This is a genomic window from Mycobacterium sp. 1245805.9 (genome assembly GCF_001672915.1).
Lineage (GTDB): Bacteria > Actinomycetota > Actinomycetes > Mycobacteriales > Mycobacteriaceae > Mycobacterium.
Genome location: NZ_LZKR01000182.1, coordinates 1 through 12,008 on the forward strand (window position 1 = coordinate 1; position 12,008 = coordinate 12,008).

The following is a 12,008-nucleotide window of genomic DNA, read 5'->3' on the forward strand; positions in this document are numbered from 1 at the left end:
CTGCTTCGAGACCGCCATCGAGGCGGTGCGCATCGCGGTCTCGTATCACACCCCGGTGATCGTGTTGTCCGACGGCGAACGCGGCGCCACCACCGCCACCGGGGACTCCCCGTTGCGGCCGTACAGCGCCTGCAGCAGGTCGGCCTGCTCGGTCTTGGTGGGCAGCCCGGTCGACGGGCCGCCCCGCTGGACGTCGATGACCAGCAGTGGCAGCTCGGTCATCACGGCCAGGCCCAGCGCTTCGGACTTGAGCGAAATTCCCGGCCCGGACGTGCTGGTGACGCCGAGGGCGCCGCCGTAGGAGGCGCCGATCGCGGCGCAGATGCCGCCGATCTCGTCCTCGGCCTGGAATGTGATCACGTTGAAGTTCTTGTGCTTGGACAGCTCGTGCAGGATGTCCGAGGCCGGCGTGATCGGGTAACTGCCGAGCACGACCTGGATGCCGGCCAGCTGGCCGGCCGTGACGATGCCGTAGGAAAGCGCGGTGTTGCCCGAGATCTGGCGGTATTCGCCCGACGGCAGGACCGCCCGCGAGACCTCGTACGTGGTGCCGAACGCCTCGGTGGTTTCGCCGTAGTTCCAGCCCGCCTTGAGCGCGAGCACGTTGGCCTCCGCGACGTCGGGCTTGCGGGCGAACTTCTCGCGGATGAACCGCTCGCTGGTCTCTATCGGCCGCCCGTACATCCACGACAACAGGCCGAGCGCGAACATGTTCTTGGCGCGCTGGCCGTCCTTCTTCGACGCGCCGATCGACTCGACGGCCCCGAGCGTCAGCGTCGTCATCGCGACGGAGTGCACGACGTACTCCTCGAGCTCGTCGGTCTCCAGCGGGTTCGTCACGTAGCCGACCTTGGTCAGGTTGCGCTTGGTGAACTCGTCGGAATTGGCGATGACCATTCCGCCGCGCGGCAGGTCGCCGATGTTGGCCTTGAGCGCCGCCGGGTTCATCGCCACGAGGACATCGGGGCGGTCGCCGGCGGTCAGGATGTCGTAGTCGGCGATCTGGATCTGGAAGGACGAAACCCCGGGCAATGTGCCTGCGGGGGCGCGGATCTCGGCGGGATAGTTGGGCTGGGTCGCCAGGTCGTTCCCGAAAAGGGCTGCCTCGGACGTGAACCGGTCGCCGGTCAGCTGCATGCCGTCGCCGGAGTCCCCGGCGAATCGAATGACAACTTGTTCTAGACGCTGGCGGTCCGACCCATTGCGAGAGGAGCCATTGGGAGAATCAGACCCGGCCCCGCTGCCGTTCGGATCCACTTATCCGCCTTCCATTCGTTAACCGGATAGGCACTTCGCGCTGGAGCATTAGGGTACGCGCCGTTTGGGCGGCTCCCGGGCCCGCAAGCTTGTGTGTCACTAGTAGTACCAATTATGGCACTTCTTTAAGGGGAGCATGAGCGTCTCGAAAGCATTGCATGCAGCGGATTTACGCTAACGCCGAAGTCAGCGCGGGCTACTGGTGCGTAGGCAGCGAAAGTGTGGTATTGGTCACGTCCGCCGCCTGCTCGGCGTGCGCCGTGCATGCGGTGCCGTCTCGGGCATCGCCACGAGATAAAGGACGAGGCCCGCGGCTGCCAGCGCGCCGAGGAAGGCGAAGGCGGCGTCGTAGCCCGCCGCCACCACGATCGAGCCGGCAACCAGGTTGGAGACCGCAGCGCCGACGCCCGTCGCTGCCGTCACGGCGCCCAGGCTGATGTTGAACCGGCCGGTTCCGTGCGTCACGTCCTGCACGACGAGCGGAAACAGCGCACCGAACACCCCGGCGCCCACGCCGTCAAGCAGTTGCACGCCGACCAGCCAGTACGAGTTGTCCGACAGGGTGTACAGAAATCCGCGCGCGGCCAAGACCGCGAATCCGACCAGGAAAATCGGTTTTCGCCCCCAGGAGTCGGCCTTGGCCCCGGCCAGGTAGGCCACCGGGACCATGACGACCTGCGCCGCCACGATGCACCCAGCCATCAGCGCGGTCCCGACATCTTTGTTGTGCAGCGCCAACAACTGGCCGACCAGGGGAAGCATCGCCGCGTTGGCGAAGTGGAAGGCGACGATCGTGACGGCGAAAATCATCAGCCTACGGTTGTGCAGCAGCACCGCCAGCCGCGACGGCGGCGGGTGCGGCTCACCCGGGGCGTGGTCCATGCCCCGCGCCACATCATGATCGATCGCGTCGGGCGGAATCCGCAGGGCCGCAACGACACTGCCGGCCGCCATCGCGGCGAGCACCCAGAACACCACCGCCGGCCCGAAGAAGTAAGCCAGGCCGCCGGTGACGGCCGCGGCCGAGGCGTTGCCCGCGTGGTTGAACGACTCGTTGCGCCCGACCCGGCGCGAGAAGAGACGGGGGCCGACCGCGCCCAGGGTGATGGCGGCCAACGCCGGCGCGAAGACGGAACCCGCGACTCCGGTGAGGGCCTGCAGCACCGAGATGGAGTAGAAACCCGGGAACAACGGCATCGCCAGCGATCCGGCGGTGACGGTCAGCGCGCCCGCGATGATCACCGCGCGCTTGGCCGTCGTCCCGTCGACCAGCGCGCCGGCCGGTGCCTGGGCGACGATCGCCCCGATGCCGCCGACCGCCATGACGAACCCGATGGAACCCTGGTCCCAGTGATGGGTCACCAGCAGGTAGACCGACAGGTACGGGCCCAGCCCGTCGCGAACATCGGCCAGCAGGAAGTTGAGCAGGTCCAGCCCGCGCGCCACGCGCTGCGGAACCACGGCCGAGCTGTCCAAAGCGTCAGGCGGCCGGAATCAGGGAACTGTTAGGCGCTCTTGTCGCGGCGTTCGCTGCGCGACGGCTTGCGCGGCACGATCGTCGGCAGCACGTTGTCCTGCACCGTCTCCTTGGTCACCACGACCTTGGCGACGTCGTCGCGGCTCGGGATGTCGTACATCACCGGCAGCAGGACCTCTTCCATGATCGCCCGCAGGCCGCGGGCGCCGGTGCCGCGGTGGATCGCTTGGTCGGCGATCGCCTCCAGCGCGTCGTCGGTGAATTCCAGCTCCACGCCGTCCATCTCGAACAGGCGCGTGTACTGCTTGACCAACGCGTTCTTCGGCTCGGACAGGATCTTGACCAACGACTCCATGTCCAGGTTGGTGACCGAGGCGACCACCGGGAGCCGCCCGATGAACTCGGGGATCAAGCCGAACTTGATCAGGTCCTCGGGCATGACGTCGGCGAAGTGGTCGGTGGTGTCGATCTCGGCCTTGGAGCGCACCTCCGCGCCGAAGCCCAGGCCGCGCTTGCCGACCCGCTCGTAGATGATCTTCTCCAGCCCGGCGAACGCACCAGCGACGATGAACAGCACGTTGGTGGTGTCGATCTGGATGAATTCCTGGTGCGGGTGTTTGCGGCCGCCCTGCGGGGGAACCGACGCCTGGGTGCCCTCCAGGATCTTCAGCAGGGCCTGCTGAACGCCCTCGCCCGACACGTCGCGGGTGATCGACGGGTTCTCGCTCTTGCGGGCGATCTTGTCGACCTCGTCGATGTAGATGATGCCGGTCTCGGCGCGCTTGACGTCGTAGTCGGCGGCCTGGATGAGCTTGAGCAAGATGTTCTCGACGTCCTCGCCGACATAACCGGCCTCGGTGAGTGCGGTGGCGTCGGCGATGGCGAACGGCACGTTGAGCATCTTGGCCAGCGTCTGGGCGAGGTAGGTCTTGCCGCAGCCGGTGGGGCCGAGCATCAAGATGTTGGACTTGGTCAGCTCCACGGGCTCGGACCGCGAGTCGCGGCCCTTCTCCCCGGCCTGAATCCGCTTGTAGTGGTTGTAGACCGCGACGGCCAGGGTGCGCTTGGCGGTGTCCTGCCCGATGACGTATCCCTCCAGGAATTCCCGGATCTCGGCGGGCTTGGGCAGTTCGTCGAGCTTGACGTCGTCGGCGTCGGCGAGTTCCTCTTCGATGATCTCGTTGCAGAGGTCTATGCACTCATCGCAGATGTACACACCGGGGCCAGCAATGAGTTTCTTGACTTGCTTTTGGCTCTTCCCGCAGAACGAGCACTTAAGCAGGTCACCGCCGTCTCCGATGCGCGCCATGGTGCTGAGGGCCTACTTCCTTGTTCGCCGTTCGTCGTGCTATGCCGCATGTATTCCCCGACGCTACCCGCTTGCTTGGGCCCCCCGCGACCATTACCGCCGAATCGCGTCGTTGGTATTCATGTCCGTATGTCTGCATGAAACATATAGGCAGACGGCGCCCCTCACTCGCCGAGACGCGCAATCCGTGTTTTTGGCGTGTCGCGCTCGTTACCCGATCGAGTCCAGTGGGCTGCCACAACCCTACAGTTATCGGGTGGGATTGGCTTTCGGATTTGGAGGGCCAACCGAGTCCGTACTGATCAGCGACGGCGGCCTGGCCACCGAGCTGGAGGCGCGCGGGCATGATCTTTCGAACCCGCTGTGGTCGGCCAGGCTGCTGGCGGACGCGCCTCAGGAGATCGTCGCCGTGCACGCCGCGTTCTTCCGCGCGGGCGCCGCGATCGCGACCACGGCCAGCTATCAGGCGTCGTTCGAGGGCTTCGCGGCCCACGGAATCGACCGCAACGAAGCCGCCGGCCTGTTGCGCCGCAGCGTCGAGCTGGCGAGGGCGGCGCGCGACGAAGCGGGCGCGGGCGGGCTGATCGCCGCCTCCGTCGGCCCGTACGGCGCGGCGCTGGCCGACGGCTCCGAATATCGCGGACGCTACGGCCTGTCCGTCGCCGCCCTGCGGCGGTGGCACCGGCCGCGCCTGGAGGTCCTGGCCGCCGCCGGGGCCGACGTGCTGGCGTGCGAGACGGTGCCCGACGTCGACGAGGCCGAGGCGCTGGTCGATCTGGTCCGCTCCGCCGGCGTGCCGGCGTGGCTCAGCTACACCATCGACGGGGCGACGACCCGCGCCGGACAACCGCTGGGCGAGGCGTTCGCGGTGGCCGCCGGGGTGCCGGAGATCGTGGCGATCGGCGTCAACTGCTGCGCGCCCGGCGACGTGCTGCCCGCGATCCGGCTGGCTCGCGATGTCGGCAAGCCGGTGATCGTGTATCCCAATAGCGGCGAGCGCTGGGACGGGCGCGGCTGGGTTGGGCCGCCGCGCTTCTCCGCGGGGCTCGCGGCCGAGTGGGTGGCGGCAGGCGCTCGCGTCGTCGGCGGCTGCTGCCGCGTCGGGCCGGCCGACATCGCGGAGCTCGCCAGGGTTCTTGCGCCGAGCCTGTAATTTCGCAGGAAAAGTGCGGGTGACGGCCTGCAAAATTTCAGGCTCGGCGAAATGGGGCTAAGCCGTCTGCGCGGAGAGCTTCCGGTACTCCAGGACGGTGTCGATGATCCCGTAGTCCTTGGCCTCTTCGGCGGTCAGGATCTTGTCGCGGTCGGTGTCCTTGCGGATGACCGACGCGTCCTTGCCGGTGTGGCGGGCCAGCGTGGTCTCCATCAGCGTGCGCATCCGCTCAATCTCGGCGGCCTGGATCTCCAGGTCGGAGAACTGGCCCTGGATCACGCCGGACAGCGACGGCTGGTGGATCAGCACGCGGGCGTTGGGCAGCGCCATCCGCTTGCCCGGCGTCCCGGCGGCCAGCAGCACCGCCGCCGCCGACGCGGCCTGGCCCAGGCACACGGTCTGGATGTCGGCGCGCACGTACTGCATGGTGTCGTAGATCGCCATCAGCGAGGTGAACCCGCCGCCGGGCGAGTTGATGTACATGGTGATGTCGCGGTCGGGGTCCAGCGACTCGAGCACGAGCAGCTGCGCCATGATGTCGTTCGCCGACGCGTCGTCGACCTGGACGCCGAGGAAGATGATGCGCTCCTCGAACAGCTTGTTGTAGGGGTTGGATTCCTTGACGCCGAAGCTGGAGTGCTCGATGAACGACGGCAGGATGTACCGCGCCTGGGGTTGCGTTTCGGGATTCACTGGGCTTCTCCGTTGGTGATGTGAGCGGCGCGGGTAATGATGTGGTCGACGAAACCGTATTCGAGGGCTTCCTGGGCGGTGAACCAGCGGTCGCGGTCGGAGTCGGCCTCGATGCGTTCGATCGACTGGCCGGTGAACTCGGCGTTGAGCCGGAACATCTCCTTCTTGATGACCGTGAACTGCTCGGCCTGGATGGCGATGTCGGCCGCGCTGCCGGTGACCCCGCCCAGCGGCTGGTGCATCAGGATGCGGGCGTGCGGCAGCGCGTAGCGCTTGCCCTTGGTGCCCGCCGCCAACAGGAACTCGCCCATCGAGGCGGCCATGCCCATCGCGTAGGTGGCGATGTCGCAGGGCGCCAGCACCATGGTGTCGTAGATCGCCATCCCGGCGCTGATCGATCCGCCCGGGGAGTTGATGTAGAGCGAGATGTCCTTGTCAGCGTCCTCCGCGGCGAGCAGCAGGATCTGCGCGCACAGCCGGTTGGCGACCTCGTCGTTCACCTCCGAACCCAGGAAGATGATGCGCTCGGAGAGCAAGCGCTCATAGACCGAGTCCGTGAGGTTGAGCCCCTGCGAGGGCGAACGCATGTCAGTCACGACTGGGTTACCTGCTTTCTCGAGTTCTTCTCTGTTCCGACCCTAACCAACCAAGCCCGCCGTGTGCCGGTCACGCACCCCCTGAAATGGGCGCGTTCGCTCACAGCGTCATCGCGGGTCACTTCGCCTCGTCGTCGGCCTCAGCGGTTTCGGCGGCCTCGGCAGCGTTGGCCTCGTCGGCCTCATCCGATTGGCCGCCGTTGCCGAAGAACTCGCTCGTGTCGATGGGGTTGCCGTCGGTGTCGGTGACCGTCGCCGCCTCCACCGCCGCCGCGACGGCCAGTCCACGACGGACGTCGGAGTACATGGCCGCCAGCTGGTTGTTCTCCTGCAGATAGGCGAACAGCTGCTGCGGCTCGATGCCGTACTGCCGGGACGTCATCACCAGCCGCTCGGTGAGGTCCTCCTGGCTGACCTGGATTTCGAGTTCGTCGGCCAGCGCGTCCAACAACAGCTGCTTCTTGACGTCGGACTCGGCGGCGTTTTGCGCGTCGACCTCGAACTGCTGACGCGACTTGCCCTGCTCGCGCAGCGCCTCCGCGAACTTGGCTTCGTCGTGCTCGAAGCTGTGCAGCGCGTTGTGCACGGCGCTGTCGACCTGGGCCTTGACGATCGCCTCGGGCAGCGGCACGTCGACCTGTTCGAGCAGGGCGTCGATCGTGGCGTCGCGGATCTGCTCCGCCTGCTGGGCCCGCTTGACCCGGCCCACCTGCTCGCGGAGGTTGGACCGCAGCTCGTCGATCGTGTCGAACTCGCTGGCCAATTGGGCGAACTCGTCGTCGGGTTCGGGTAGTTCGCGTTCCTTGATCGACCTGACGGTGACGGTGACCTGTGCGTCCTTGCCGGCGTGGTCCCCGCTCGCCAACTTCGCGGTGAACTCCTTGGACTCGTCGACCGACAGGCCGACCAGCGCGTCGTCCAGGCCCGCGATGAGCCGGCCGGAGCCCACCTCGTGCGACAGGCCCTCCGCGGCCGCGTTGGGCACCTCCTCGCCGTCGACGGTTGCCGACAGGTCGATCGAGACGAAGTCGCCGAGCGCCACCGGGCGCTCGACCCCCTTCAGGGTGCCGAACCGCTCGCGCAACGACTCCAGCTCGGCGTCGACGTCGTCGTCGCCCACCTCGATCGGATCGACCGTGACCTTCAGCGAGCCGAGGTCGGGCAGGGCGATCTTCGGACGCACGTCGACCTCGGCGGTAAACGCCAACTCTTCGCCGTACTCCTTCTTGGTCACCTCGATCTCGGGCTGGCCGATCGGCTCGACTTCCGCCTCGGCGACCGCCTGTCCATACCGGGCGGGCAGCGCGTCGTTGACGACCTGGTCGAGCATCGCCTCGCGGCCGAAACGGGCCTCGAGCAACCTGGCGGGCGCCTTGCCGGGACGGAATCCGGGCAGCCGGACCTGCTTGGCCAGCTCCTTGTAGGCGCGCTGGAAATCGGGCTCGAGTTCGGTGAACGGCACCTCAACGTTGATGCGCACCCGGGTGGGGCTCAACTGCTCGACGCTGCTCTTCACGGGTTTGCTCCTCGGTATTCGGTGGATCGGCGCAGTATTGGTCGGGGTGACAGGATTTGAACCTGCGGCCTTCCGCTCCCAAAGCGGATGCGCTACCAAGCTGCGCTACACCCCGCGCTGACCTCGCAGATCCTACGGCCCTTCACGGCAATGGTGGCCGTCGGCTCCGCCGCGGACCGTCAAGACGTGTGGGACCTCACGGGGCGATCACAAAACCGCTTCGATTAGATTTGATGTTCGCCGCCAGATACAGTCTCGCTCGACTAAAACTTGCGGGCGTAGCTCAATGGTAGAGCCCTAGTCTTCCAAACTAGCTACGCGGGTTCGATTCCCGTCGCCCGCTCGGGCTGTTGCTTGCTCAACAGAAAGGCGCCATGAGCGACGTCGAACTGAAGGGCACTTGCGCGTCGGATTTCGCCGGCGTGCGCGACGCGTTCGAGCGCAACTTCGTGCTGCAGGCCGAGGTTGGCGCGGCCGTCGCGGCGTGGGTCGACGGTGAGCTCGTCGTGAACCTCTGGGGCGGCTGGGCCGACGCCGCCCGCACCCGGCCCTGGCAACAGAACACCCTGACGACGATCCTGTCGGGCACCAAGGGGATGACGGCCACCTGCGTCCACCAGCTGGCGGACCGCGGGGAGCTGGACCTGCACGCGCCGGTGGCCCGCTACTGGCCGGAGTTCGGGCAGGCGGGCAAGGACCGCATCACGCTGGCCATGGTGATGAGCCACCGCTCCGGCGTCATCGGCCCCCGCAACCGGATGGGCTGGGAGGAGGTCGCCGACTGGGACTTCGTCTGCAAGCAGCTCGCCGCCGCGGAACCGTGGTGGGAACCCGGCACCGCGCAGGGCTACCACATGACCACCTTCGGCTTCATCCTCGGCGAGGTGTTCCGCCGCGTCACCGGCCGCACCGTCGGTGAGTACCTGCGCACTGAGATCGCCGAGCCGCTGGGCGCCGACGTCCACATCGGCCTGTCTCCGGCCGAACAACAGCGCTGCGCCGAGCGGGTCAACAAGCCGCACGCCCGGGATCTGCTGGCCGAGGCGCAGGCGCCCGGCTACCCGACCAGCCTGACCGAACACCCGAAGGCGGCCCTGTCGATATCGATGGGCTTCGCCCCCGACGACGAACTCGGCTCGCACGACCTGGAGCTGTGGCGCCGACTCGAGTTCCCCGGCACCAACGGCCAGGTGTCGGCGCTGGGCCTGGCAACGTTCTACAACGCGCTCGCGCAGGAGCGGCTGCTGACCCGTGAGCACATGGAACGGGTCCGGGTGTCGCAGGGCGGCTTCGAGACCGACCTCGTGCTGGGCCCGCGCGTCGCCGACCACGGCTGGGGCCTGGGCTACATGCTCAACCAGCGGTGCGTCAACGGCCCCAATCCCCGGATCTTCGGGCACGGCGGCCTGGGTGGCTCGTTCGGGTTTGTCGACCTCGAGCACCGAATCGGCTACGCGTACGTGATGAATCGCTTCGACGCCACCAAGGCCAACGCCGACCCGCGGAGCGTCGCGCTGAGCGACGAGGTCTACGCCGCGCTGGGCGTCGTCGAGCGCGCCCGAACGTAAACCGCGCCCCGCCGAACGGACGCCGACGGGGCGCGGTCAATCGGTCAACGGGTCAGCGATGATCCCATCCGGGGCCGCCCGGCCCACCCGGGCCGCCGGGGCCGCGCCACGGCTCGGGATGCGGGTTGGGGCCCGGCCCGCGCCAATTGTCGTGGCAGTGCCCGCGGTCCCAGTTATCGCCCCAGCCCGGGTCCCAGAAGTCTCCCGGGCACCATTGCGGGAACGGCCCGGGCTGCGCTTGCGCCTCGGTCGCGGCGCCCAGCCCCGCTAGGCCAAGGCCGACGGCTATCGCGAAAAGGGTTGCAACTAAACGTGGAATGGTGTTCACGGTCGCTACCAATACCCGACCCGAGCCGCACGCAAACAGTAGACGCCGGCGTTTCTTGCTTAGGGTTTCCTGTCAGCGGCCCGAGCCGCTCACTTCTGGCAGTTGGGGCACCAGAACACGTTTCGGCCCTCGAGCACTTGGGTGCGGATCGTTCCCCCGCACACGCGGCACGCCTCCCCCGCGCGCCGGTACACGTAGGTGCGGGGCCGCCCTTGCCGATAGGACGGCGGACCGTGGTCGTGTTCGGGCAGTACCACGACGATTTGGCCGCGGCGCAGGCCGACCTTCATCAGCGCCACCAGATCGGTCCACGCCGCATCGAACTCGGCCTCGCCGATCGCGCGGCCGGGCCGGAAGGGATCGATGCGGTGGCGGAACAGCAACTCGTTGCGGTAGACGTTGCCCACGCCGGCGATCACGGTCTGGTCCATCAACAGCGCGCCAATCGGCTTGCGCGACTTGCTGATTCGAGCCCACGGCCACGATGGGTCGGCGTCGCTGCGCAACGGGTCGGGGCCCAGCTTGGCCACCACGTCGCTAACCTGGCCTTCGTCGATGACCTCGCACACCGTCGGGCCGCGCAGGTCGGTGCCGTACTCGGCGCCGACCATCCGCATCCGCACCTGCCCGACCGGTTCGGGCGGGGGCGCACCGTGCGGCCGCTCCCACTCGGTGAAGGTGCCGTACAACCCGAGGTGCACGTGCACGATGGGGCCGCCTTCATAGTGGTGAAACAGGTGCTTGCCCCAGGCGCTGGTGCGCCGCAGCACCCGGCCGTCGACGACGGCCGCCGAGCCAGCGAACCGGCCCTGCGGGCTGGACACCGCGACCGGCGCGCCGCCATATCGGCGTTTATGCAGCCGGGCCAGCCGGTGCAGCGTATGCCCTTCGGGCATCTCTAGGCCGGGGCGCCGGGCACCGGCGGCGCCTGGTGGGTGCGCTCGTATTCGGCGAGGATGTCGATACGCCGTTGGTGGCGTTCGGCTTTCGACCACTGCGCGCTCAGGAAGGCGTCCACGATCGTCAACGCCTCCTCGACGGTGTGCATGCGGCCGCCGATGCCGATCAACTGCGCGTTGTTGTGTTGGCGCGCCAACGTCGCGGTCTCGACGCTCCAGGCCAATGCGCAGCGCGCTCCCGGCACCTTGTTGGCGGCGATCTGCTCGCCGTTGCCCGACCCGCCGAGCACGATGCCCAGGCTCTCCGGGTCGGCCACCGTGCGCGTCGCAGCCGCGATGCAAAACGCCGGGTAGTCGTCCTCGGCGTCATAGCTGAACGCGCCGCAATCGATCGGCTCGTGCCCGGATTCCTTGAGGTGGGAGATGATCTGCTGCTTGAGCTCGTATCCGGCGTGGTCAGAACCCAGGTAGACGCGCATGCCCGACATCTTTACAGCCGCGCGCCCACCGGGGCCAGTCGAGGGCCTAGTCGAATTCGGGCTTCTCGGTGCGGGTCCGCTTGAGTTCGAAGAAGTGCGGGTAGGAGGCGAAGGTCACCGAGGCGTCCCACAGCTTGCCCGCTTCCTCGCCGCGCGGGATCTTCGAGAGCACCGGCCCGAAGAACGCCACCCCGTTGACGTGGATGGTCGGCGTTCCGACGTCGTCGCCGACCGCGTCCATCCCGGCGTGGTGGCTCTTGCGCAGCGCCTCGTCATAGTCCTCGCTCTGCGCGGCCTCGGCGAGCTCCGCCGGCAGGCCGGCGTCGGCCAGCGACAGCTTGATGACCTCCTCGAGGTTCTTGTTGTCCTCGTTGTGGATCCGGGTGCCCATCGCGGCGTACAGCGGGTCCAGCACTTTGGCGCCGTGGGCCTGCTCGGCGGCGATCGCCACCCGCACCGGCCCCCACGCGTGCTTCATCATCTCGCGGTACTTGTCGGGCAGGCCTTCGCGGTTTTCGTTGAGGATGGCCAGGCTCATGACGTGGAAGTGCACCTCGATGTCGCGGACCTTCTCCACCTCGAGGATCCAGCGCGACGTGATCCAGCACCACGGACACAGCGGATCGAACCAGAAATCGGCTCGGTTTTTCTCGTTGGCCTTCTCGGACATAGCGCGGTCCTCTCCTCGAGAGCAGATACGGTCACAACACCGTCCAGCACAACCGTAGTCGCG

General features: G+C 67.7%; 10 protein-coding genes, 2 tRNA genes and 1 pseudogene. 3 read left to right on the plus strand and 10 right to left on the minus strand.

Features of this window, described 5'->3' with window-relative positions; translation table 11 throughout:
- Window positions 1-66: 66 nt before the first annotated feature.
- The 3 genes and pseudogenes from A9X00_RS24220 to clpX form a co-directional block, all read right to left on the minus strand.
- Window positions 67-1,257 (minus strand): annotated as a pseudogene (locus tag A9X00_RS24220) (2-oxoacid:acceptor oxidoreductase family protein); the annotation flags it as partial.
- A gap of 231 nt (window positions 1,258-1,488) precedes the next feature.
- Complete coding sequence (locus A9X00_RS24225; RefSeq protein WP_067159401.1) at window positions 1,489-2,718, minus strand: MFS transporter; 1,230 nt, start codon at window positions 2,716-2,718, stop codon at window positions 1,489-1,491.
- Window positions 2,719-2,762: 44 nt separating this feature from the next.
- Complete coding sequence (gene clpX, locus A9X00_RS24230) at window positions 2,763-4,043, minus strand: ATP-dependent Clp protease ATP-binding subunit ClpX (RefSeq protein WP_067159263.1); 1,281 nt, start codon at window positions 4,041-4,043, stop codon at window positions 2,763-2,765.
- 256 nt (window positions 4,044-4,299) lie between these two features.
- Between clpX and mmuM the strand changes: the two genes are divergently transcribed.
- A complete protein-coding gene (mmuM, locus tag A9X00_RS24235; protein ID WP_067159266.1) occupies window positions 4,300-5,196 on the plus strand; it encodes a homocysteine S-methyltransferase in 897 nt (298 codons plus the stop codon).
- 57 nt (window positions 5,197-5,253) lie between these two features.
- Here mmuM and clpP2 read toward each other — a convergent pair whose 3' ends face one another.
- The 4 genes from clpP2 to A9X00_RS24255 all read right to left on the minus strand — a co-directional run bounded on the left by clpP2 (window position 5,254) and on the right by A9X00_RS24255 (window position 8,116).
- Complete coding sequence (clpP2, locus tag A9X00_RS24240; RefSeq protein ID WP_067007947.1) at window positions 5,254-5,889, minus strand: ATP-dependent CLP protease proteolytic subunit ClpP2; 636 nt, start codon at window positions 5,887-5,889, stop codon at window positions 5,254-5,256.
- Entirely contained in the window at window positions 5,886-6,476 is a 591-nt protein-coding gene (gene clpP1, locus A9X00_RS24245; protein ID WP_067159269.1) for an ATP-dependent CLP protease proteolytic subunit ClpP1, read from the minus strand. Before clpP1 ends, clpP2 begins: the two co-directional genes overlap by 4 nt.
- 127 nt (window positions 6,477-6,603) lie before the next feature.
- Window positions 6,604-8,001: a trigger factor gene (tig, locus tag A9X00_RS24250; RefSeq protein ID WP_067159272.1), complete on the minus strand. Its 1,398-nt coding sequence runs from the start codon at window positions 7,999-8,001 to the stop codon at window positions 6,604-6,606.
- 38 nt (window positions 8,002-8,039) lie between these two features.
- A tRNA-Pro gene (locus A9X00_RS24255) sits at window positions 8,040-8,116 on the minus strand.
- Window positions 8,117-8,273: 157 nt separating this feature from the next.
- Between A9X00_RS24255 and A9X00_RS24260 the strand changes: the two genes are divergently transcribed.
- Both A9X00_RS24260 and A9X00_RS24265 read left to right on the plus strand, forming a co-directional pair.
- A tRNA-Gly gene (locus tag A9X00_RS24260) sits at window positions 8,274-8,344 on the plus strand.
- A gap of 31 nt (window positions 8,345-8,375) precedes the next feature.
- Window positions 8,376-9,569, plus strand: a complete 1,194-nt coding sequence (locus tag A9X00_RS24265) for a serine hydrolase domain-containing protein (RefSeq protein ID WP_067159275.1) — start codon at window positions 8,376-8,378, stop codon at window positions 9,567-9,569.
- A 417-nt stretch (window positions 9,570-9,986) separates the two neighbouring features.
- On the opposite strand, the gene A9X00_RS24270 is transcribed toward A9X00_RS24265, so the two are convergent.
- From A9X00_RS24270 to A9X00_RS24280, 3 genes are read right to left on the minus strand one after another with little or no spacing between them, the layout of a single operon-like run.
- The gene (locus A9X00_RS24270; protein WP_067159278.1) at window positions 9,987-10,793 is read right to left on the minus strand and encodes an Fpg/Nei family DNA glycosylase; all 807 of its coding nucleotides are present in this window, start codon (window positions 10,791-10,793) and stop codon (window positions 9,987-9,989) included.
- Between the two features lie 2 nt (window positions 10,794-10,795).
- A complete protein-coding gene (locus tag A9X00_RS24275; RefSeq protein ID WP_067159404.1) occupies window positions 10,796-11,275 on the minus strand; it encodes a ribose-5-phosphate isomerase in 480 nt (159 codons plus the stop codon).
- 46 nt (window positions 11,276-11,321) lie between these two features.
- Window positions 11,322-11,945, minus strand: a complete 624-nt coding sequence (locus A9X00_RS24280) for an Rv2466c family mycothiol-dependent reductase (protein WP_067159280.1) — start codon at window positions 11,943-11,945, stop codon at window positions 11,322-11,324.
- Window positions 11,946-12,008: the final 63 nt, after the last annotated feature.

Excerpts from the sequence above, each read along its gene's own strand:
- clpX (WP_067159263.1), bottom strand. The coding sequence starts at position 4,043 with ATGGCGCGCATCGGAGACGGCGGTGACCTGCTTAAGTGCTCGTTCTGC.
- clpP1 (WP_067159269.1), bottom strand. The coding sequence starts at position 6,476 with ATGCGTTCGCCCTCGCAGGGGCTCAACCTCACGGACTCGGTCTATGAG.
- A9X00_RS24280 (WP_067159280.1), bottom strand. The coding sequence starts at position 11,945 with ATGTCCGAGAAGGCCAACGAGAAAAACCGAGCCGATTTCTGGTTCGAT.
- A9X00_RS24275 (WP_067159404.1), bottom strand. The coding sequence starts at position 11,275 with ATGCGCGTCTACCTGGGTTCTGACCACGCCGGATACGAGCTCAAGCAG.
- A9X00_RS24265 (WP_067159275.1), top strand. The coding sequence starts at position 8,376 with ATGAGCGACGTCGAACTGAAGGGCACTTGCGCGTCGGATTTCGCCGGC.
- A9X00_RS24270 (WP_067159278.1), bottom strand. The coding sequence starts at position 10,793 with ATGCCCGAAGGGCATACGCTGCACCGGCTGGCCCGGCTGCATAAACGC.